Below are 21,683 nucleotides of genomic sequence, written 5' to 3' on the forward strand. Positions count from 1 at the left end.
GCCGATTGTCTCTACTTCAGTTCGCAATACCATGAAAACCGCCTGTGAATACGTCAAATTCGGAGGATGTCTGGGATTTACCACCGTTTTTCTCTGGGTCCTGCTGAGGGATCGTGACGTCGTATCCGCAGTCTTTGACGCATCCATTGCATGTGTAGTGATGGCGTTTGCATTCAAGCTCTTGCATCGCTACACTCGCATGTTACACATGGAAGTGGTGCGCTCCAGGCAGGCTGCATTGGCCGAACAGGATGAAGAAGAGTCTGGACATGGCTCGAATCTCAAGGCCATATCGGATCGCAGCATCACAACCTGACGATCCGCAACCGCTCACGATCCACATCCACCATGACTCAGACAAGCACCAACTCTGCTCAGAGAAAATCGGCCGCCAATGCCTATGGTGAAGTGACCCGACGACAGGAGAGCGTCGAAGAAATCGTGACCCGCCACCTGCCGCTGGTGAAGTCCATCGTCGGCAAAATCAAGATGCGGCTGCCCGATCACATTGATTTTAACGATCTCTACAGCGTCGGCGTGACCGGACTCATCTCTGCCGTACAGAAATACGATCCACAGCGCAATCGCTCATTTTCAAGTTTTGCGTTCATCCGCATTCGTGGAGCTATTCTCGACGAGCTGCGACGCTTGGACTGGATGCCTCGCGGAAACCGTGCACAGGCAAAAATGCTGCAGGAGACCATTTCAAATCTTGAAACACGACTCAAGCGCCCGGTTGAGGAACACGAAATTCGTAAGGAACTCGGCATGTCCGTACAGGAATACGGCAAACTCATGAAAAAAGTTCGCCCGATTTCCGTGATTTCACTCGACCAAAGCATGGACGGTGGATCAGACGAAAGCCCACCTCTCAAAGAAGCGATTGCCGATTCAAGCCAGGCTCCCATTCAGGAAAAAGTGGAAACCAAGGAAATGATCGGTCTGCTCAAGCGTCGCATTGCCACCCTTCCCGATGCGTCCCGCAAAGTTCTGGCGATGTACTATTTCGAAGGCATGCGACTTTCGGAAATTGCCCAAGTCTTTAACCTCACGGAATCCCGGATTTGCCAAATCCACGCTCAGGCCATCGCATCCCTGAGGGCTTACGTTGACAAAGTCAGTCAATAAACAAAGCGCGTCATGTTCATCATTATTGGATTTGCCATTGTTCTGGGTGCCACACTTGGAGGATTCATGCTTGCAGGCGGAAAACCGATCCTGCTGCTGCACCTCTCCGAAATCACTGTCATCTTTGGCATAACCTTGGGATTGACCGTCGTGGGAAGTCCTCTGCCGACCTTGATTGCCACAGTCAAGAGCATCGCAGGCATGCTCAAGGGCGACGGTCCGAAGCAAGAGGATTTTATCGAACTCCTCAAGATGCTGTATGAGATGTTCACGTTGGGACGTCGCAATGGCTTGATAGCACTCGATGAACACGTTGAAGAACCTTTGCAGAGTGCCATCATGTCGAAATACCCAACCTTTGTCCGGAATGAGGAACGCACGGAATTCCTGATCAACAACCTGCGCCCGCTCATTGATGGAAAGATCAAACCAGAGCAGATCGGAACCCTCATGAACAGTGAGATCAAGAATAAGCACGAAGAAGGCGCGGGTCCCGTGCATGTGCTGCACCTCGCTGCGGACTCACTCCCCGGTATTGGCATCTGCGCCGCCGTTCTGGGGATCATCATCACCATGGGAGTCATTGATCAGGGTGCTGGAGCTGTGGGATACAAAGTATCTGCCGCACTGACGGGTTCCTTTCTTGGCGTCTGGCTTGCTTATGGATTTGCCGCCCCGCTCGCATCCCGGCTCCACTTGGTACAGGAAAACGAACTGACCTATTTTAAGATTTTGTCCGAAGCCCTAAGCGGTTTTGCCAAAGGGCTGGCACCCGCAATGGCCATCGAAGTGGCACGGCGTGCCGTTCCCAGTGATGTGCGCCCATCTGCCACTGATCTCGAGGCCATGCTCAAGGAAATCACCTTCAAGGGCTGACCCGTTGTTTTGATCGATGACCGAACCGGCACAGGACCCTCAACAAACGCCATCAGCCCTGCCGGGCACTGAGGTCGGAGAAACTGTACATCACGGTGGTGCGTGGAAGGTTGCTGCAGCAGATTTTTTTTGCTCCATGATGGCATTTTTCATGGTGCTCTGGATTCTGTCTCAGGATGACGAATTGCTGGCCCAGACCGCCTACTATTTCAACAACCCCTATGTTGCCATGGGGGACGAAAACCGAAAGACCCAATCCCCCATTGACCTCGGAGGCAGTTCATCTCTCTCCACCGACCGTCTGGATGACAGCTACCGTCAAGGTGAAAAACGGGACTTTGTAGAACAGCTCGCCGAGCAGTTTGTCAAGCACCTCGCCATCGATGCCGAGGACGAAGAATCTCCCTTCGCCATCAGCACCAACTCGGATGGTGTCATGCTCACGGTATTCAATCGTTCCCGGAATTCGATGTTCGAAAAAGAATCTGCCGAATTCACGCCCTGGGGGAATTTGGTCATGCGCAATATTTCCTGGTTGATCGACCGATACGATCTCAAGGTGCGCATCGAATCCCATACGGTTCCGGGCTTCGTCGGAAATGAAGACTATTCCCAATGGGAACTCAGCGCCGATCAGGCCAATGCCGTGCGCAGAGCCATGGTATATTATGCTCTGGACCCCCAGAAACTCTCACGGGTTACTGCGTTTGCCGACTCTCATCCACTTCCCAATATTCCACTGGGTGCCCAGGAGCAGCAACGCATTGTGATCAGCCTTGAACCGGAGAAATAATCTCTCTCAGCAGCATTTGTTCGATGGAAAACTATCTCAAAGGAAAAAAAAAGTTGGAGCATTCGTGCAACCATCTCGAAAGCGTAAAACGCAGCCTCTTGATCGAATCAGGACTTCCCGACAAAAAATCCAATCGGATTGAAATCTCGGGGCAGGCAGGCGAGCCCTTGATCGAATGTGTCACTCGGGATGGGCGCATCACCAAAATCCTGATCACCTGCACCTGCGGCAAACAGATCGAACTGAATTGTCAGTATTCCTGAGCATCTGCGAACACTGCCACGCATTTGAAACTCATCAGGGAAAACCTCCACCCAAGGGCTTGACAAAGGTGCTCATTTCCAACAACACAGTAACAGTCTTGATGTCGCAAATTCATCGGCAACTTGCTTGTTCTTCTCGCAGAGAAACCCGAACCGCTGGAGGCTTTGGACACCGCCAGCACCCCTATCCGATCCCATGATCACCCTAGCCCATCCATGAATATCAAACTATCTTCGGTTCTCATCTTCACCGCCGTTGGTCTTGCCAGTCATGTGACAGCGCAGTCCAATGCCATCAAACAATCCACTCCGGAACACATTTATCCGACCTTTAGGGATGTGCTCAAGCTAGCAGAGGAACACTCGTTGCGGTATGAAAAACTCGACATCAACCTCCTCAATGCGCAATACAGCCGAGAGATTTCCCTCTCGAACAAGCGCCCTAGCATTAACCTTTCCACCGGATTGGGTGCCTATTGGTCCAACTACGAAGACAGCAGAGGGGAAACTGAAGGGGTGCAATTCGGTGTGAATGACCTGAGTCTCTCCACCAGCTACAGCCTCTACACCTGGGGAGCAAAATCTGCCGGACATCGCGCTACAGAACGGAATTTCGAACGCTTTCTGATCGAATATGAGCGACAGATGTCGTCCATCGCAAGAGACCTGAGAACCCGGTTTCTGCAACTGATCATGGATAAGTTCGCGATCAAAACACTCGAACTTGAGGTTGCCATCAATCAGGCCAACATCAATGAGGATACGATTCGTTACGAACAGGGTCGCCTCTCGGCTGAAAATTATGAGCGATCCATGAATTCCCGCAAATCACGCATGCTTGATCTCGAAAACATGCGGCGCAACATTGATCGGGCAATCGAAGACTTCAACATCGCCATCGGAGTCGACAACGCGCTCACTCTTGACGATATCCCCACTTCCGTTCCATCCATCGGCAATATCAATGATCAACTCATTGCGATGGCCCGTCAGAGTGAGAACCAACGTTACATGGACATCCCACGTGTCCTACAGGCGCAAATTGATGTCGACAATGCGGAAGAAGGAATCATTCAGGCCAAATCACGCACTCGCCCCTCCATCTGGTTATCTGGAGGTGTAAACCTCGACGTGGAACCCACACAAGGAAATCAACGCGTCATCGCCTTCCGCGGAGGTCTCGGAGTGAACTGGAACATTTACAGCGGTGGTGCCAATACACGCTACGTGCTTCGAGCACTCAATGACCGCACCGTTCAGCTTGCGGATTACCACGATCTGATCCGCCGAACCAAAATCGATCTCGACCGCAATGTCGAAGATCTGCTTTACAACTACAACAAGCTCGAAATTGCTGAGTCCGAATACCAGCTGGCCCTGCAATCCTACGAAAAATCCAAGGATGAATATGAACGCGGACGCGTTTCCGATCTCCAATTCATGCATGTAGAGTTGAACCGACTTTATCAGGAGCGTGCGATCTACAATACTCGTCGACAGTATATGATTGCCGTCACCGATTTTTTGGCGACGCTCGGAAAAGATCCGGTGTTGGAAATTCTCACGCGGCCCGAAGAAAAGGACTTGTCCCACCTGACGGCAAAACACTAAGCCTTATTTCAGAACGAATCTCCAACAACCGACTCGTCGCAGTCGGTTGTTGTTTTTACAGACATGAGCACATCCGTTTCCTTCAAAACCATCCGAAAGAAGAGTCCGTCCCAGCAGGCGAAGGATCTTTTGCTTTCCTTTCGCTTCTGGCGTTGGGTCATCGTGATTGCCGCCGTCATCGGCACGGGGCTGTATCTCTTTTGGATGTCTGTGCCAGAAGCCTACGTTACCCGGGCCGAACGCGGACCCGCCAAAGACATCGTTCTCGGAACGGTCGAAGTGAACGAGTATCACCTACTCCAACTGCGCAGCGAACGCAGTGGTATTGTGCTCGAAAACTCTGTGGAAATCGGTGATGAAGTAACCGAAGGTCAAGTGCTCATGCGTCTCGACGCAGAAGAACGTCGCATCGACCTCGAAAAACTGCTCATCGAACAGGAAAACTACAAACAATCCCTGGAGATTACCCGCCAATCCGAATACACGCTGACAAAAACGCTCGAAGATCTCGATGATCTACGCCAAGACGTGGAACGCGGCGTGCGTCCAGAACGCGATCTGCAGCTCGCTGAAAGAAATTTACAACAATTGAGGGATGATATCACCCGTCAGGATCTCAATGAAAAACTGTCACTCGATACCAAGGAAAACGCCATCAAACGGCTCCGCCTCGATATCGAAAAAATGACGGTTCGTTCACCAACCAGCGGGACCGTCACCAATATTTTTGCCCGTGAAGGTGATCTCGTCACCCAAAATGAAGTCGTATTTAATATCATCGACTCGCGCCGACTGGTCACTGCAGAAATTTCAGAGGAAGATTTCGACAAGGTCAGTGAGGGCCTATCCGCTCTCGTTCGCTTTCTGGCCTATCCCGACGAAGTCTTCGAAGCCACAGTAGTGCAAATCCTGCCAACCGCAGACCCGGTCACCCAGCGATACCAGATTTACCTGAATGTTCAGATCGAAAATGAACGTCTAAAGCCGGGACTGACTGGTGAGGTGAGCATCATTGTCGCAGAGCGTAGCGATTCCATCCTGATCCCAAGTCAGGCGCTGATCGGCAACAACGTGCTGAGAGTAAATGGATCTCGCATCGAACACGTCAAGGTGGAACCGGGTTACCGCAGTCTGCTAACCGTTGAAATTCTCAGTGGCATCCGTGAGGGAGAGATTGTGGTCACCGAAGAACTCACCCGTTACCGTGATGGAGAACTGGTGCGCACGACCTGGGAGTAAGCACACCCCGTTTTGTCATTCTCCAACGACTGATTCTATTCCACGATGTCGCCAAATTTCAAAATCGCCGTTCGCTTTTTGATTTCAAAAAAACGATCCATGCTGATGAGTCTAGCCGGTATCGTATTGGGCGTGGGTCTCTTCATTGTGGCCCAGGCAAATACAACTGGATTCGAAAAGCTCTTCATCAAAACCCTGCTCGGTGCCAACGGAGCCGTGCGCATTGAGGACCGTTTTCAGGAAACACTGACCAGTATCCAGATCCAACAGGAGAACACAGGACGTTCCTTCGAATTTGGACGTGCGCGCGGACGAAAATATCGACCCGGCGTCGAGCATGCCGACAAGGTGATTGAAGCCATCTACCAATTTCGCAATGTCATTGCTGCCTCCAAGGTCATCCGTGGCGGTGTCGAGGTCTCCAACAATTTCAAGGAAGAACCCGCACAACTCTACGGTATTGAGAAAGAAACCCACCTATTGGTGTCTGATCTGGAGGAGCAAATCGTTTTTGGAAGCATGGTGGACTTTCAGCGCGACCCTCGTGCTGTGCTGATCGGGTCCGAGCTGGCCCGACGCATGATGATCGAACCTGGAGACTCCATCATCATGAAGGAGGCAAATGAATCCCACCGTTTCATGGTACGTGCCATTTTTGAAACCGGGGTTCGCGAAATCGACAAGGAACGCATTTTTATCGACATCGGGCAAGCACGCATGGTGTTCAAGCGTCCGCATGAAACATCCTATATCCAGGTCAGTCTGTTCGATGCCGACAAGGCACTGGATGATAAATATCTTATGGAAGGAGTGGTGCAACACATTGTTGCACCCTGGCAGGAGCGTGAAAAGGTCTGGTTGGGGGTTTTCCGCGCCATCCGCATCACGGCAATGGTGAGCCTCTCTTCCATCATTTTCATTTCCGGATTGGGCATGTTCAGCACACTGGCGATCATCGTGATGGAAAAAACCCGGGAGATCGCCATCCTTCGATCCATGGGTTATACCCGCAAGGACGTGACAAACATTTTCATTTGGCAGGGCTTCATTGTGACCACCATCGGAATTCTGGTCGGGTGGATCACTGGTGCATTTCTAACCTTCACCATCTCCCGACTTCCCATTCGCATTCGAGGAATTTTTTCAGCTGACAGCTTTGTCGTCGACTGGTCCATCTGGCACTACATTCTGGCTGCGGTGATTGCCGCAATCTTTGTCATGACCGCGAGCATCATTCCCTCCCGCCGAGCTGCAAAGCTCGAACCTGGCGACGTCGTCCGTGGAACCAGTTCCTAACCCATTTTTTCATTCATGGCCAATCACCAGGATCAACCCGTTCTGCAATGTCGTGGACTCCATCGCTACCTCGGAGATCCCCAACAACGTGTGCATGTACTCAAAGGAGTGGACATTGACCTCTATCGCGGAAATACCTACGCGATTGTAGGCCCGTCAGGGTGTGGAAAATCGACCCTTCTCTACACGCTTGGGCTGCTCGACCGACAGAATGAAGGAAGTATCATCATCGACGGCATGGATGTGTCCAAAGCGGACGACGAGGAACGCACAGCCATCCGCAATGAAAAAATCGGCTTTGTTTTCCAGTTTCACTTCCTGCTTCCCGAGTTCACTGCTGCAGAAAACATCATCATTCCCATGTGGAAGCGTGGGAATCGCAAGGCACTTAGCATGGAACGGCGCGCACACATGTTGCTGCAATCCGTCGGACTTGGAGATAAGACCCACCGCCTGGCCAACCGCCTCTCAGGTGGAGAGCAACAGCGCGTTGCCGTTGCGCGATCCCTCGCAAACGATCCTCCGATCGTGCTTGCGGACGAGCCCACAGGAAATCTTGATGTGAAAAATTCGAATATCGTGTTTGAGTTGCTCTATCAACTTTCCAAGAAAAACAATCAGGCCGTTCTCATTGTCACCCACAATCCTGACATCGCGCGCAAATGTGATTTCATTCTTAAAATGAGGGATGGCCTCTTTACTCGAGGAGATTGACCTGTCACGACAGCAGCCTTCCACTCTGTGCTGACAGCAGCAGGTTTGCTTCCGATTTGACAGCTCCCCCATTTGCGAATTGGGTTTCGCTATGGAGAGTGATATCTGTGACATTCTGGTTTCGGAAGATGCAATCAAAGCACGTGTGGCGGAGTTGGGCCAGGAAATCTCAGATTACTACCGAAACGAAGAACTCTTCATCATCTGGATCATGAACGGCGCGTTGCTGTTTACAGCCGACTTGATCCGCAACATTACCATCCCAGTCAAAATCGACTGCATTCGAGTCGAGAATCGTCGAAACAATCGGGACTCAGAATATCAGCCTGATTTTCGATGGAACATGAATCTCGACATCGAAGACCAATGCGTGCTGTTGGTAGACGACATTTTTGATACTGGAAAAACTCTTCTGCGCGTCGTTCGAGGTCTCAAGGAACTTCGACCCAAGAGTATTGAAACATGCGTGCTTCTCGACAAACAAACGGATCGTCCCATCCTGGAAACACCCAACTATGTCGGGTTCCAGATTGAAGACCAGTTTGTGGTGGGATATGGACTCGACTTTGCAGAACAGTACCGTCACTTGCCCTACATTGGTGTGCTTCACCCAGAACTCCAAAATCCTCCGGAATGGGTCTGATCGGTTCGACTTCCAAGCGACCCGCTACTGCCCAGTGGATGGTCATGTTCATCGGCATCGTGCTTTCGATGCTGACCCTCTCGTGCACAAACGAGCGCGAAACTCCCGCTGCAGCAGCCGCGCGGCAGAAAATCCTCCTGCTAGGCAATGGTTCGGAACCCAAAGGACTCGATCCTCATTTGGCAACTGGTGTGCCCGAAAACCAGATCATCAGCACGTTGATTGAGGGCCTGGTCAGCCATCACCCCAGCGATGATTTCATCGACGCCCCAGGGGTCGCACAGCGATGGGAAAGCGACTTGGAATCCAGGGTTTGGACCTTTTTCCTGCGCTCTGACGCAAAGTGGACCAATGGAGATCCAGTCACTGCCCATGATTTTGTCTATGCCTATCGACGCATGCTGACAGCTTCACTCGGTGCCCGCTATGCCGATATGCTCTATATCATCAAAAACGCCGAATCCTACCACCAGGGGAAGATTCAGGACTTCAGCGAAGTTGGCGTGCGGGCAATCGATTCCCACACCCTGCGCATCGAGCTGATCGGGCCTACGCCCTACTTCCCCTCAATGCTCAAACACTACTCCTGGTTTCCCGTCAATCCGTCCGTCATCGAAGCCCATGGAGGCATTGATGACCGGGATGCCTCATGGACCCAGGTGGAGCATTTTGTTGGCAATGGCCCCTTCCGGCTCAAAATATGGAAGACCAACAGTTTCATCGAAGTTGAACGAAGTCCAACCTACTGGGATCGGGATCATGTCATTCCCAACGGTATTCGTTTTTTCCCCATCGAACGGCTCAGCACCGAGGAGTCGGCATTCAGGGCAGGTCAGCTGCACTACGCCTACCAGATACCGCTGGATCGCATCGAATACTACAAAAAACATGAGCCAGACCGTATTCGATTTGACGACTATCTGGGCACCTACTTCTACCGCTTCAATGTCACCAAGCCCCCGTTTGACAATGTGCTCGTGCGAAAGGCACTGTCCGCTGCAATCGACCGCGAGAGCATCGTCACTCACATCACACGCGGTGGGGAGCGGCCCGCAACCGGATACGTCTACGCCGGAATGAAGGGATACGAGTCCCCCGGCGACCTTCACTTCGACCCCGAACAGGCGAGATCGTGGCTCGCCGAAGCTGGATACCCGGACGGTAACGGATTTCCCGACGCAGAAATCCTGATCAACACAGCGGAGTCCCACAAGGTCATCGCTGAGGCCATTCAGGCGATGTGGAGGGAACATCTCAACATTGAGGTGGGGTTGATCAATCAGGAATGGAAGGTCTACCTCGACAGTCAGTACAACCTCCGCTATCAGATCTCACGCTCTGGCTGGATCGGTGATTTCATGGATCCCATCACCTTTCTTCTCATTTTCACCTCGGGCAGTGGAAACAATAACACGGGATGGAGTAACGCCAAATACGATGCCCTTTACCAGTCATTGCTTTCCACTGGTGACCGCGAACGTCGTTATCAGATCATGCAGGAAATGGAATCCATTCTGCTCGAAGATTTGCCCATCGCTCCCATCTACTGGTATACGCGTAAGTTCCTTCTCCACCCAGGCATCAAGGACTGGCACCCCAAACTTCTCGACAACCGACCGCTCAAATCCGTTGATTTCCATCCACAATGATCCGATTTCTGCTCATTCGACTGGCCCAGACCATTGGGGTGCTCTACGCCATCGCAACCATGGTCTTTTTCATGATGAAGGCCGTTCCCGGCGGACCGTTCTCAGATGAACGCAACGTCTCCGACTATATTCTCGAGCAACTCGAGCAGCAATACGGACTCAACGACCCCCTGCACGTTCAGTATGTCAACTACTTGTGGAATATCACCCCCAAACGACTGAATCCAGTTGCCCTGCTCGATTTTGACCTCAAGGAAGGACTCGGCATTGATTTTGGATACTCCTTTCGATACGAGGGACGAACGGTCAATCAGCTGATCAAGGAGTCTTTTCCGGTATCGCTCGAACTCGGTCTGTATGCCCTGGCGTTTGCAGGGTTCCTCGGGATCAGCGCGGGCACAGTGGCTGCGCTCAAGCAGAACACCAGATGGGATTACATACCGATGAGCATGATGATGGCAGGCATCTGCATCCCCACTTTTGTCATGGGTCCGCTCCTGATCCTACTGTTCGGATTCTGGGTTCCAGAACCCTTGCGACTGCCCATCCTGTTCTGGGATCCCCCTTACGAAACCGATTTTATTGGAGCATTGCGATACAAGATCCTGCCGACACTCACCCTTGGACTCTACTATGCTGCAGGGGTTTCCCGACTGACCCGTGGGAGCATGCTCGAAGTCATGATGCAGGACTATATCCGAACCGCTCGCGCAAAGGGATTGAGTGAAGGAACCCTTGTCCTTAAACACGGGCTTCGCGCTGCCATGATTCCGGTGGTCTCCTACCTGGGTCCGGTTGCTGCCCACCTCATTACCGGCTCCTTCATCGTAGAGTACATTTTCATGTTGCCCGGACTCGGACGCCACCTGATCAATGCCGCACTCAATCGTGACTATACCCTGATCATGGGAACCGTTTTACTTTATGCCAACATTCTCATCCTTTTCAATCTGCTGGTAGACATCATCGTAGTGGCATTAAATCCCAAACTCAAATTTTCGAACGCATGAGCAATTCCGCTAGTTCCGACTCCCAGGCACTTGCATCTACCCATTCCACAGAGGTCTTTTCCCCCTGGAAAGAGGCGTGGATTCGGCTCTCCCGGAACAAACTAGCCCTTTTTGGACTCTACACCTTCCTCACGGTCACTGTGCTTTCGCTCTTCGCTCCCCTGATCAGCCCCTACGATCCCAATGCTCAGGACATTCTCAAGGGTCCTTCTGCTCCCAGTTTCTCCCATTGGTTTGGAACCGACACACTTGGGCGCGATGTGCTCAGCCGTATTCTGCACGGTGGACGCATTTCAATCGCGGTTGGTTTTGCAGCCACTCTGGTGGCCATGACCATCGGAATCTCATGGGGTGCTGTTTCAGGCTTTGTCGGCGGATGGGTGGATGCCGTCATGATGCGCATTGTAGATATCCTCTACAGTCTTCCGTTCATGATTTTCGTGATTCTTCTGATGACGCTATTCGAGCGCAGCCTGCTGCTGTTGTTTGTCGCCATCGGGTTTGTGGAGTGGCTGACACTTGCCCGCATTGTCAGGGGACAGGTGCTACACCTCAAAACAATGCCTTACATCGATGCAGCCCGGTGCTTGGGTGTGCGCCAGTTCGCCCTCATCTTTCGGCACATCATTCCCAATCTCATCGGCCCCGTAATCATCTACGCCACCTTAACTGTACCTGCAGTGATGTTATTGGAATCTGCCCTGAGTTTTCTCGGCTTGGGGGTACAACCTCCCGACAGTTCGTGGGGATCCCTGATCAATGACGGTGCAGAAAAAATGGTTTCCTATCCGTGGCTGTTGATTTTCCCTTCGCTGTTCTTTTCCGTGACGCTTTTCTCACTCAATTTTCTGGGAGATGGTCTCAGGGATGCATTGGATCCCAAAGCAATTGAATGATCACTGATCGGTCTTGATGATCGCAACTGCAAGAATGGACTGCCCCCGTGTCTTGAAATGATAAAGGGACCGGGAGCAACCGGACACCGTTTCAACGGAGATGCCCTTACCACGAAGGATCGAAGGAATCGTCAGATCGCAGGGATACCCCATGTAAGTGAGCTGATTTTTGAATCCACCGATCGTGATGTTTGTGAACTCGCCCACCGCATCATTGGCAATCTCGCTGTCCGACTCATCCCCCTCCAGAGAATGGAGCATGCGACCTGCAAGAAAAGAAGCCGTTTCGGACTTCATGTAAACATACACATAACCAAATACTTGCCCGCCAAATCCAATGTTTGCCACCACCAATGTAGTCTCCAGACCAAAGATGTCGTCAATTTTGGATCGCAGCGTTCCCGTCTGTTCAATGGCGTGCTGTTTCACCGATGATTTCATCATCATGGAGAAAACATCCCGGACGGACGCTTCCATCATTCCCGACAAATCCTGATATGATAAACCAAAGCTCTGAGGCATAATGGGTTATATTCGGAACAACCCGTCGCAAGTGAAGGAAAAAAACCGATGGATCTGCATTCCATCCGAATATTGCCATTTCCTCCTGTATTGCAGAGGAAATTATCTGCCAACATCAGCCCTTCTCTTCGCAAACCCGGCGATGCGCAGCCGCCACCTGGATGTATTTCAGTGCCCAGTTGCGGATCGATTCACGGGTTTCAGTATCGAGGCTCTTCACCACGCGTGCAGGGGTTCCCATGATTAAACTGCCCGGTGCTGCCTTGAACCCTTTGGTGACAAGGGAGTGCGCACCCACAATGCATTGATCGCCGATTTCAGCACCATCCATGACGGTTGCCCGCATTCCGATCAGACACTCATTGCCTATGGTGCATGCATGAATAATCGCACCATGGCCCACCGTTGTGTATGAACCAATGCTTACGCCAAGATCATCGGCCAAATGCACAATGCTTCCATCCTGGATGTTGCTGCCTCGCCCCACAAATATCGACTCGATATCCCCCCGCAATACACACCCCGGCCAGACACTGCTCTCCGGTTCAAGCGTCACATCACCGATGATCACAGCACTGTCAGCAACATAGGCAGACGCTGCAATCACAGGTTTTTTGCTCAGGTGTCGGTTCAGGCGATCATGCACGTCCATGCCTCATTTCACAACAAACTCGTGCTGACCGTCAATCCTACCATCACAATGCTGACCATGCTCATGAGTTTGATCAGAATGTTCAGACTTGGTCCCGAAGTATCCTTAAAAGGATCGCCAACCGTATCTCCGATCACGGCCGCTTTGTGCGCATCGCTTCCTTTTCCCCCTTCGTGCCCTTCTTCGATATATTTCTTGGCATTATCCCAGGCACCTCCGGAATTCGCCATGAAGACCGCGAGCACAAAACCCGAGGAAAGGGCACCTGCCAACAAGCCAATAACCCCAGCCACTCCAAACACCACACCTGTGAGGATGGGCACTGCGACAGCAATCAGTGACGGTAACAGCATCTCGCGCTGCGCACCCTTGGTCGAAATCGCAACACAGGTCGCATATTCCGGCTCTTCTTCCCCTTTCAAAATACCCGGGAATTCCCGAAACTGGCGACGCACTTCGTCCACCATGCTCTGAGCGGCACGGCCCACAGCCTGCATGGTCAGTCCACAGAAAAGAAACGACATCATGGCTCCAATGAACAATCCAATCAGGAGCTTGGGATTCATCAAATTGACCTGAAAATGGTTCACCAGCGCATACAGATCCATGCCTTGCAGTTCCTCTACGGATCGAACCGTCAGATTGTCAGGAAACACAAAAACCTCACGTTGCAGCACCACCCGCTGGAGTGACATTTTCAACTCCTCCATAAAGGAAGCCAGCAGTGCCAATCCTGTCAGTGCCGCAGATCCGATCGCAAAGCCTTTGCCCGTGGCAGCCGTCGTATTTCCCAGAGCATCCAGCGCATCGGTTCGCCTGCGCACCTCCGGCCCGAGGCCACTCATCTCAGCATTGCCACCAGCGTTGTCCGCGATCGGTCCATACGCATCTGTTGCGAGAGTTAGCCCCAGCGTTGACAACATGCCAACCGCCGCGATTCCAATGCCATAAAGTCCATGCGACAGGTTTGCGAAGTCCCAGCCAGACGCAAAAAGAAAGGAAAGACTGATGCCCAACACAATCGCGATGACAGGAATCGCCGTTGAAAGCATGCCAATGCCCATTCCCGAAATGATGACCGTCGCCGGACCCGTCATCGCACTCTGAGCGATGCTCTGTGTCGGGCGATACGCATGCGAAGTATAATATTCCGTCGATGTACCAATCACAATTCCGGTGAGCAATCCCGTCACGATGGCTGCCCAGATTCCCCACAGGTTCTCAATTCCCAGCAGATAGAGCACCCCCAGCGAACCCACTACGATCATGAGCGAACTCAAGTTGATTGCACGAGAGAGCGCTGCACCCAGCTCTCTCTGACTCGCACCCGCCTTGACGCGTACGAAATACACTCCAAGAATCGAAAGCAATGTGCCAAGCGCACCAATCAGCATCGGTGCCAATACGGCCTTAAATTGACCCGATACATCGGAATAATAAGCCGCTGCCCCCAATGCAGAAGTTGCGAGTATGGAGCCACAGTAGGATTCATACAAATCCGCTCCCATGCCAGCCACGTCCCCGACATTGTCACCCACATTGTCGGCAATCGTTGCAGGATTGCGTGGATCATCTTCAGGAATTCCAGCTTCCACTTTTCCAACTAAATCCGCTCCCACATCCGCAGCCTTCGTAAAAATGCCCCCACCGACCCGGGCAAAGAGTGCCTGTAGCGATGCACCCATTCCAAAGGTCAGCATTGTTGTGGTGATCACAACCAGTTTGTGTCCGCCCTCACCTTCAATAAAATGGTTAAGCACTAAAAACCAGACAGAAATATCAAGCAGTGCCAACCCCACGACAACCAGTCCCATTACCGCACCACTTCGAAATGCGACCACCAGTGCAGAATTTAACGATTCCCGGGCTGCTGCAGCCGCTCTCGATGAGGCATAGGTTGCGGTTCGCATCCCAAAATATCCCGCCAGTCCCGAGAAAAACCCGCCCGTAATAAACGCAAACGGCACCCATGGATTCTGAACCTTCATGCCGTAGGCCATGAATGCAAAAACCAGGCCCAGTGCAGCAAAAACAAAGATGACAACCTTGTACTGCTGGTTCAGGTAAGCCTTGGCACCCGCTCGCACATGGGCTGCGATACGCACCATGGTTTCATTGCCTTCGTCTTTCGCCATCATCCAGCGAAAGAAATGCCAGGCAAAAAGGAGAGCCATACAGGCGGTCACCGGGACCATCCAAAAAATGGGTGTGATGTCAGTCATAGAGAATGTGTTCAAAGTTGTCGTTGCAGAATTTGCTTCAGCTGCAGGTATCAGAACTGCGCCGAACGCCACCAGTCGTAGTGCGTGCTTTCCAATTCTTCGAGTGAGGGAAAGGCGTAGTGAACCATGGATTTCTGGTTCCCCATGTAAAAACCACTGCGAATCATGCGGTAGTGAATCTGCGTGCGAATGCGACGGCTCACCACCTTCACGTCTTTGGTGCCCTTCCGCCATACCGCCGAAAGACAGTCCCGCATGTGGGCGATATCCCGATAGGGCAAGTTGTCACCCAGACCCCGAATCGGATCGTCTGCCAGTTCATCCAGCTTGAGATCACAGAAAGCCACTTTCTCCACGGACACTGGCTGGTTTCGGTCCGTAATGAAGTTGCAGAACTTCCTCGGATCGAGCGAACTCGCGACAAGTGGCTGCATGGGTGCCAACTCTTGATAGAGGTGCAGTGTTGGATGTACCTGCGGTAAGATGTCGCTTCGCTCAAGCTCCAGTACTTTGCCGTCATCGGTCACCAGATACAGCGACTTCAGCGCATCCAGCGGGATGTGTTCCAATACCCGGTAAATACTCAGGTAACTCGATTTGCGAGGGGCTCCGTCAGGATGCGGTTTGCAGATTCCCTCAAGATCGAACGCATTCAGCCACGGGTCGCTGTATTCTGGATCCAACTCCACAAAAATCGCCTGATCGTTCGTGCGATGATGCAGGCCCAGTGCCATGTATTTGCCATAGTCCTCAGGAGACAACATCGAGACAACAAGGGATTCAGGGGTGAGATTCAGGTACAGGTAACGTTTCATAGCAGCAGAAAATGGCTGATTTAAATTAATATCTCTTATCAAAGTCAACAAACAATCAGCAATACTAATGCTGTATAAGTAAATTACCTCTCTGTTGTGTTTTGCATGTCCACAATGATTCCAGGATCAGCATCAGCTCTTCATGTCATTCGATCACCCGGGGAGCATCTGAACCCGAAAACCTCATCGTCTCCAACTTCCAACCCCAAATTTCCCTTGCGCGGAGTTGCATCTTTTCGGAATTGCTGGCAAATCACTAAGGTGACAATACAAGATATTGATGATGCACCCGTTTCGATCTCATGCTCGACCTACTCAAAGATGAGGCATTCCTGAAACCAGCTGCCGCCATCCTTGCCCTGATTCTGATGCTGGGCATGTTGCGTCGCATCAACAAGATTCTTCTCGTGGTCGGCATTGCCGTCATCACCATCTTGTATTTCCTCTACAATCGTCCACCGTGGCTCGAATCCATCTGGCGAAATTTTCAAATTTAAATCGGAAGGCCTGCTCCTCCCGCATTCCTGTATCGCATTCCCTTGCGACCCACCAAACCGTGTCTAATTCCATACCACCCATTCTGCAAATCGAACACGTCAGCAAGTCCTACGGCAGGCTTCAGGCGCTGAGCGATACTTCATTTGAAGTTAACCCCGGAGAGATTTTTGCACTTCTGGGTCCCAATGGTGCCGGGAAAACCACGCTGATCGGCTGCATCACCGGCCTGATCTTGCGCTTTACAGGTTCAATCCGCGTAGCCGGACACGATGTACGCCGGGATGCACGCATCACACGTCAGCTGATTGGTCTCGTACCGCAGGAACTCAATTTTGATCCGTTCTTTAATGTTGAACAGGTCCTGCACTACCAGTCGGGATTCTACAACGTGCCACCCAGTCAGGACAAAATCGAAACCATTTTACGCGATTTTGGTCTCTGGGAAAAACGCAAAGCCAACACCCGCTCCCTTTCCGGTGGCATGAAACGAAGGCTCATGATCTGCAAGGCACTGATGCACGACCCGGTTCTACTCTTTTTGGATGAACCCACCGCCGGGGTAGATGTCGAGTTGCGTGATGAACTCTGGAAATATGTGCGTCGACTCAAGGAACGTGGTGTCACGATTTTTCTTACCACCCATTACCTTGAGGAAGCCGAACAACTCGCCGACCGCATTGGATTCATTGATCAAGGAAGCATCCTGCTCGTACACGACCGCGAAGATCTGCTCAACCGCTTCGCGCAACGCTGGAACCGAATCACGCTGCGCCACCCGGTGACCGATTCCTTGCAGGCGACGCTCGAACGCATCGGCACCCAAATTGCAGATCCCCACACGGTGCTAATCAACACCGACAAAACCCCTTCCAACCCAACTTCTGCAACACTGCCATTACACACCGTGCTTCAGGAGATACAGCATCACGGCAATGAAATTGTGCACATCGATGGAGGTCGCAATTCACTCGAAAGCATCTTCCGGGAGGTACTCAAAACTCGAGTTCCGGAAAAACACAGTTGATCCCTTTCCCATGCCAACCCAACCCACAGATCCCAGCAGAGCCATCGCTCATCAGCTCATCCAGAAAGCCGTTGAAAATGCGCAAATACACCGTGCATGGTACGGCACCTGGATGCTCTTTCGCCGTGAAATCAAGCGCTTCCTTGGCATCATTGGACAAACCGTCATCAGCCCGGTGCTGAGCACGTTGCTCTATTTTCTCGTCTTTGGCTTTTCGCTTGGACAACGCATTGATACCGTACAGGGAATTCCCTATGTCGATTTCATCGCGCCTGGACTGGTCACCATGGCCCTGATCAATAATGCGTTTTTCAACTCGTCCTTTTCCTTCTTTCTCGGAAAAATTCATGGTTCCATTGTCGACCTGCTCGCCTCCCCCATTGGTTCTGTCCAGATACTGCTCGCCTACTGCGGTGCGGCGGTGATCCGGGGCATGATGACAGGTGGCATCATCTGGCTGTTGTCAGGCATTTTTGGTGCCCAAACCCTGCACGCTCCGCTGACGACGCTGGCGTTTATGATGGGATCATCCTTTGTATTTGGGCTGTTTGGACTCACCACAGCCATCCTCGCCACCGAATTTGAACACATCAACTTCATTCCCAGCTTCGTGATGCTACCGCTCAGTTTTCTCGGCGGTGTGTTCTACTCCATCACCATGCTCCCCGAATTCTGGGCCAATGTCTCGCTGTTCAATCCCATTCTCTACGTCGTCAACGGTATCCGTCACGGTATGACTGGTGTCAGCGACGTGCCCGTATGGCAAGGCGCACTGTTTCTGACACTCACAGGCCTATTCCTGCTTCTCTTTACGGTCTATTTGCTGAAATCGGGCAAAAAAGTGAGAGAATAAATCCCAACCCCAGTGCCCGTCCCTCATTGTCGATTCGGGGGAAGGGAAACCACGTGCATGGGTATACCATTCAATTGAATGTGGCCCATCTTTTCCGCCTTCGTGCGCAGATACTGCTGGTTGTGCGGGTTTTCATTTCCAATCGACGGAATCACTTCATCCACCGCAATGCCGCCATCCAGAAGCGCCTGCAGCTTATCCGGATTGTTGGTGTTCAGGCGAATGCGTTCAACTCCCATCGTGCGCAGGATTTCAGCCGCCATTTCAAAATCTCGCAGGTCTCCCGCAAAGCCAAGTAAATGATTCGCCTCAAGCGTGTCGGCACCCCGCTCCTGCAAACTGTAGGCCTTTACTTTGTTTCCCAACCCAATGCCACGCCCTTCCTGCGGCAAATAGATGATGATGCCCGGACTCTCCCGTGTACCGATCTGTTCCAGTGCGTAGACCAGCTGTTCCCTGCAGTCGCATTTCATCGATCCGAGCACTTCCGCAGTGAAACACTGCGAATGAATTCTGACAAATGGAACGCTTGTTCCGTCAAAATGCTCGCTCACCAGCACCGCGATTTCTTCGTCCTTCGCCGACCGGTAGATCACCAGGTCAAATTGGCCATAGAGCGTTGGAAGTTTGCATCGCGAATATTCGCTTACCCTGGGATTTGTGCTCTCACTCATCGCAAAAACAACAACCTATCGCATTTCATCCCACCGGAAAAGCCCAATGTGCGAAATCTCGGCCTCAAGTCCCCGGGCCTGACGGACGACGGAGTAGAATGGATTCCTACTTTGAACGAAAAATCACGGCTCCACCACCCATGACCATCAGGAATAATCCTCCCACGATTTTCATCAGCGAACGCTCCGGTGGGGATCCTGTAAGTGCTTCGGATAGTTCACCTACCGGACTCGAACCTTCGCTCAAACCGTAATAGACCAGAATCGCCCCCACAACAATCAACCCAATTCCCAAGATCTTTTTCATGCGCAAATTTTCCTTTCATTTTTCATACTGTCATGCCCCAAAGTCAGACTTCAAAGCGGGGGTGATTTTCCTTTGAGCGCACGCACCAACAAGGAGAGAATCAGTAAGACCAGGAAGATGAAGAAAATAATCTGAGCAATGCCTGATGCTGCCTGCGCAACGCCCGTGAATCCAAGAAATGCCGCAATCACAGCGACGACCAAAAATATCAATGACCAGCCTAACATGAGTTTTCCTTCCGTTTATGAGGTTTTGAAGTAATGCAGAATGCTATACTTTTTTCGATTTTACGAAATACGCAAACCGAAGGACGATTTCATACTCAGTCATGGTGCGGGCAGACGGGATCGAACCGACGATTCAAGCTTGGGAAGCTCACGTATTACCACTATACTATGCCCGCAATCACGCGCATTGGCTACCGACCATACCGACACAGGAAGGCACTGTTGGCAAGTTCAGAGTCGTGCAATAAAACTTGAGTCGACTCTGTCTGTCGCAGCTCAATTCGCTGGATTCAGACGCACGATGCGGCTGCCGCTGCTGGGGCCGCCATTGAGCACCAGGTAGAGCCGCCCATCCGGGCCAGATGCCACATCCCGTACTCGTCCTTCGTTTTTGAGAATGATCTCCTCGTGCACGACTTCACCCTCTTCAATGACGAGCCGATGCACTTGTTCTGATGCAAGTCCGCCGACAAACAGGTTGTGTTTCCACTCCGGAAACACATCACCCTCATAAAAATCAATGCCACACACTGCAATGGAAGGCGTCCAATAAAGCTTTGGCTGCTCCATTCCATCCATCTCGGTTTTATCTGTGATCGGCGTACCATTGTAGTTCATTCCGTATGTGATGACTGGCCACCCATAGTTGAGGCCTGGTTTCACCAGATTGGTCTCATCTCCTCCCCTCGGACCATGCTCAGTGATCCAGAGGCGCCCATCACGCGGATCCAGATCAATGCCCTGCGGGTTGCGATGTCCATAGCTCCAAATTGAGGGAAAGCTCCCATCCATATCGGCAAAGGGGTTATCCTCCGGGATGCGACCGTCATCATGGATGCGGTGCATTTTTCCATTGGGCAGTGTGAGATCCTGAGCAGTTTCCATGTCACCCCGATCACCGATGCTGAAAAACAGGTACCCGTCCGAAAACACCAGCCGAGTGCCAAAATGATGACGCGCACTGGTGTGGAACTCTGGAGAAGGATCAAAAATCATCTGGCTGTCCACCCATGCTCCCTCACGGATCCGCCCTCGCTGTATGCTCGTCAGTCCAGTATCGCCGTTGTCATGAGATCGCGAATACGCGAGGTATATCCATCCGTTTTCCGCATAATTCGGATGCAACTGCACTTCAAGCATTCCTCCCTGTCCACGATCCCAGACCGCCGGAGTTCCTTCAATGGTTTGTACCCTTCCATCTGCCATCACATGCAGCAGGGAGCCACTCTTTTCCGTGATCAGCATGCTGCCGTCCGGAAGCCAGTCTAATGACCAAAACGTTCCACTCCCATCAAACACAGTATCGACTTCAAACGGGTGATGCTCGCTGGTAATCACGCCTTCCTGGGGAGTTATTTTCTCCAACAAGTTCCCCTGCTCGTGCAGCAGACGATTCTCACGAATATAAATTACGAGTGAACGAATCTGATCCTCCGACAACAGCGCTTTGTATGCGACCATTTCCGTACCGGGGATTCCTTCCCGAATCGCAGAGGCAATGGAGGCATCATCGCCACCCACCAGCCATGTATCATCCAACAATGATGGTGCCGATCCTCCTTCCATCTGCTTCCCATGACAGGTCGCACACAGGACCTGGAAAAGCTCATCTACCTTGCCACTGCCAATGCTGAACTGGGCATGCGCTGGTATTACAGACAAGGCCAGTATTGCCGCCATCCACCAGCGGATTGTGTTTCGATTGCCATTCCCTAACATGCGTGTGCTCAACATGCCCCTCCCGATACACAGCTTTGCAAATTCCTCAAGC

The 21,683-nt window shown here is 51.8% G+C and carries 23 protein-coding genes and 1 tRNA gene; 15 read left to right on the forward strand and 9 right to left on the reverse strand.

Features of this window, described 5'->3' with window-relative positions:
* The first annotated feature begins 31 nt into the window (after window positions 1–31).
* The 12 genes from ABQ298_04440 (at window position 32) to ABQ298_04495 (ending at window position 12,118) form a co-directional block, all read left to right on the forward strand.
* The gene (locus ABQ298_04440) at window positions 32–316 is read left to right on the forward strand and encodes a hypothetical protein (GenBank protein MEQ9823613.1); all 285 of its coding nucleotides are present in this window, start codon (window positions 32–34) and stop codon (window positions 314–316) included.
* A gap of 32 nt (window positions 317–348) precedes the next feature.
* Window positions 349–1,128, forward strand: coding sequence for a FliA/WhiG family RNA polymerase sigma factor (locus tag ABQ298_04445; protein ID MEQ9823614.1), 780 nt, complete (start codon window positions 349–351; stop codon window positions 1,126–1,128).
* A 12-nt stretch (window positions 1,129–1,140) separates the two neighbouring features.
* On the forward strand, window positions 1,141–2,004 hold the full coding sequence (locus ABQ298_04450) for a motility-associated protein (GenBank protein MEQ9823615.1): 864 nt from the start codon (window positions 1,141–1,143) through the stop codon (window positions 2,002–2,004).
* 16 nt (window positions 2,005–2,020) lie between these two features.
* A complete protein-coding gene (locus ABQ298_04455; protein MEQ9823616.1) occupies window positions 2,021–2,797 on the forward strand; it encodes a flagellar motor protein MotB in 777 nt (258 codons plus the stop codon).
* A 479-nt stretch (window positions 2,798–3,276) separates the two neighbouring features.
* Window positions 3,277–4,671, forward strand: coding sequence for a TolC family protein (locus ABQ298_04460; protein ID MEQ9823617.1), 1,395 nt, complete (start codon window positions 3,277–3,279; stop codon window positions 4,669–4,671).
* A 63-nt stretch (window positions 4,672–4,734) separates the two neighbouring features.
* A complete protein-coding gene (locus tag ABQ298_04465; protein ID MEQ9823618.1) occupies window positions 4,735–5,910 on the forward strand; it encodes an efflux RND transporter periplasmic adaptor subunit in 1,176 nt (391 codons plus the stop codon).
* 99 nt (window positions 5,911–6,009) lie between these two features.
* Window positions 6,010–7,206 (forward strand): FtsX-like permease family protein, encoded by a 1,197-nt coding sequence (locus ABQ298_04470; protein MEQ9823619.1) that lies wholly within the window; start codon window positions 6,010–6,012, stop codon window positions 7,204–7,206.
* A 15-nt stretch (window positions 7,207–7,221) separates the two neighbouring features.
* Complete coding sequence (locus ABQ298_04475) at window positions 7,222–7,920, forward strand: ABC transporter ATP-binding protein (GenBank protein MEQ9823620.1); 699 nt, start codon at window positions 7,222–7,224, stop codon at window positions 7,918–7,920.
* A 91-nt stretch (window positions 7,921–8,011) separates the two neighbouring features.
* Complete coding sequence (hpt, locus tag ABQ298_04480; protein MEQ9823621.1) at window positions 8,012–8,563, forward strand: hypoxanthine phosphoribosyltransferase; 552 nt, start codon at window positions 8,012–8,014, stop codon at window positions 8,561–8,563.
* The gene (locus tag ABQ298_04485; GenBank protein ID MEQ9823622.1) at window positions 8,554–10,212 is read left to right on the forward strand and encodes a peptide ABC transporter substrate-binding protein; all 1,659 of its coding nucleotides are present in this window, start codon (window positions 8,554–8,556) and stop codon (window positions 10,210–10,212) included. The genes hpt and ABQ298_04485 overlap by 10 nt, the downstream gene beginning before the upstream one ends.
* Entirely contained in the window at window positions 10,209–11,222 is a 1,014-nt protein-coding gene (locus ABQ298_04490) for an ABC transporter permease (protein MEQ9823623.1), read from the forward strand. Before ABQ298_04485 ends, ABQ298_04490 begins: the two co-directional genes overlap by 4 nt.
* Window positions 11,219–12,118 carry an ABC transporter permease gene (locus tag ABQ298_04495; protein MEQ9823624.1) on the forward strand — a complete coding sequence of 300 codons (900 nt, stop codon included), beginning with the start codon at window positions 11,219–11,221 and terminating at the stop codon, window positions 12,116–12,118. Before ABQ298_04490 ends, ABQ298_04495 begins: the two co-directional genes overlap by 4 nt.
* Here ABQ298_04495 and ABQ298_04500 read toward each other — a convergent pair whose 3' ends face one another.
* The 4 genes from ABQ298_04500 to ABQ298_04515 form a co-directional block, all read right to left on the reverse strand.
* A complete protein-coding gene (locus ABQ298_04500; GenBank protein MEQ9823625.1) occupies window positions 12,119–12,598 on the reverse strand; it encodes a chemotaxis protein CheX in 480 nt (159 codons plus the stop codon).
* A gap of 157 nt (window positions 12,599–12,755) precedes the next feature.
* On the reverse strand, window positions 12,756–13,292 hold the full coding sequence (locus tag ABQ298_04505; GenBank protein MEQ9823626.1) for a gamma carbonic anhydrase family protein: 537 nt from the start codon (window positions 13,290–13,292) through the stop codon (window positions 12,756–12,758).
* A gap of 8 nt (window positions 13,293–13,300) precedes the next feature.
* Window positions 13,301–15,514 carry a sodium-translocating pyrophosphatase gene (locus tag ABQ298_04510; GenBank protein MEQ9823627.1) on the reverse strand — a complete coding sequence of 738 codons (2,214 nt, stop codon included), beginning with the start codon at window positions 15,512–15,514 and terminating at the stop codon, window positions 13,301–13,303.
* Window positions 15,515–15,564: 50 nt separating this feature from the next.
* Window positions 15,565–16,329, reverse strand: a complete 765-nt coding sequence (locus tag ABQ298_04515) for a hypothetical protein (GenBank protein MEQ9823628.1) — start codon at window positions 16,327–16,329, stop codon at window positions 15,565–15,567.
* 302 nt (window positions 16,330–16,631) lie between these two features.
* Between ABQ298_04515 and ABQ298_04520 the strand changes: the two genes are divergently transcribed.
* Genes ABQ298_04520 through ABQ298_04530 form a run of 3 tightly spaced genes read left to right on the forward strand, consistent with a single transcriptional unit; the run spans window position 16,632 to window position 18,704 of the window.
* Window positions 16,632–16,826 carry a hypothetical protein gene (locus tag ABQ298_04520; GenBank protein MEQ9823629.1) on the forward strand — a complete coding sequence of 65 codons (195 nt, stop codon included), beginning with the start codon at window positions 16,632–16,634 and terminating at the stop codon, window positions 16,824–16,826.
* Window positions 16,827–16,885: 59 nt separating this feature from the next.
* The gene (locus tag ABQ298_04525) at window positions 16,886–17,851 is read left to right on the forward strand and encodes an ABC transporter ATP-binding protein (protein MEQ9823630.1); all 966 of its coding nucleotides are present in this window, start codon (window positions 16,886–16,888) and stop codon (window positions 17,849–17,851) included.
* Between the two features lie 10 nt (window positions 17,852–17,861).
* Window positions 17,862–18,704: an ABC transporter permease gene (locus tag ABQ298_04530; protein ID MEQ9823631.1), complete on the forward strand. Its 843-nt coding sequence runs from the start codon at window positions 17,862–17,864 to the stop codon at window positions 18,702–18,704.
* A 23-nt stretch (window positions 18,705–18,727) separates the two neighbouring features.
* Here the strand turns inward: ABQ298_04530 and ribA are convergent, their stop codons facing one another.
* The 5 genes from ribA to ABQ298_04555 all read right to left on the reverse strand — a co-directional run bounded on the left by ribA (window position 18,728) and on the right by ABQ298_04555 (window position 21,592).
* On the reverse strand, window positions 18,728–19,378 hold the full coding sequence (ribA, locus tag ABQ298_04535) for a GTP cyclohydrolase II (GenBank protein ID MEQ9823632.1): 651 nt from the start codon (window positions 19,376–19,378) through the stop codon (window positions 18,728–18,730).
* Between the two features lie 106 nt (window positions 19,379–19,484).
* On the reverse strand, window positions 19,485–19,685 hold the full coding sequence (locus tag ABQ298_04540) for a DUF3185 family protein (protein ID MEQ9823633.1): 201 nt from the start codon (window positions 19,683–19,685) through the stop codon (window positions 19,485–19,487).
* Window positions 19,686–19,735: 50 nt separating this feature from the next.
* The gene (locus ABQ298_04545; protein ID MEQ9823634.1) at window positions 19,736–19,912 is read right to left on the reverse strand and encodes a DUF1328 domain-containing protein; all 177 of its coding nucleotides are present in this window, start codon (window positions 19,910–19,912) and stop codon (window positions 19,736–19,738) included.
* 102 nt (window positions 19,913–20,014) lie between these two features.
* Window positions 20,015–20,088, reverse strand: a tRNA-Gly gene (locus ABQ298_04550).
* Window positions 20,089–20,188: 100 nt separating this feature from the next.
* Window positions 20,189–21,592, reverse strand: a complete 1,404-nt coding sequence (locus ABQ298_04555; protein MEQ9823635.1) for a PQQ-dependent sugar dehydrogenase — start codon at window positions 21,590–21,592, stop codon at window positions 20,189–20,191.
* Between the last annotated feature and the right edge of the window lie 91 nt (window positions 21,593–21,683).

Source organism: Puniceicoccaceae bacterium (genome assembly GCA_040224245.1).
Taxonomy (GTDB): domain Bacteria; phylum Verrucomicrobiota; class Verrucomicrobiia; order Opitutales; family JAFGAQ01; genus JAKSBQ01.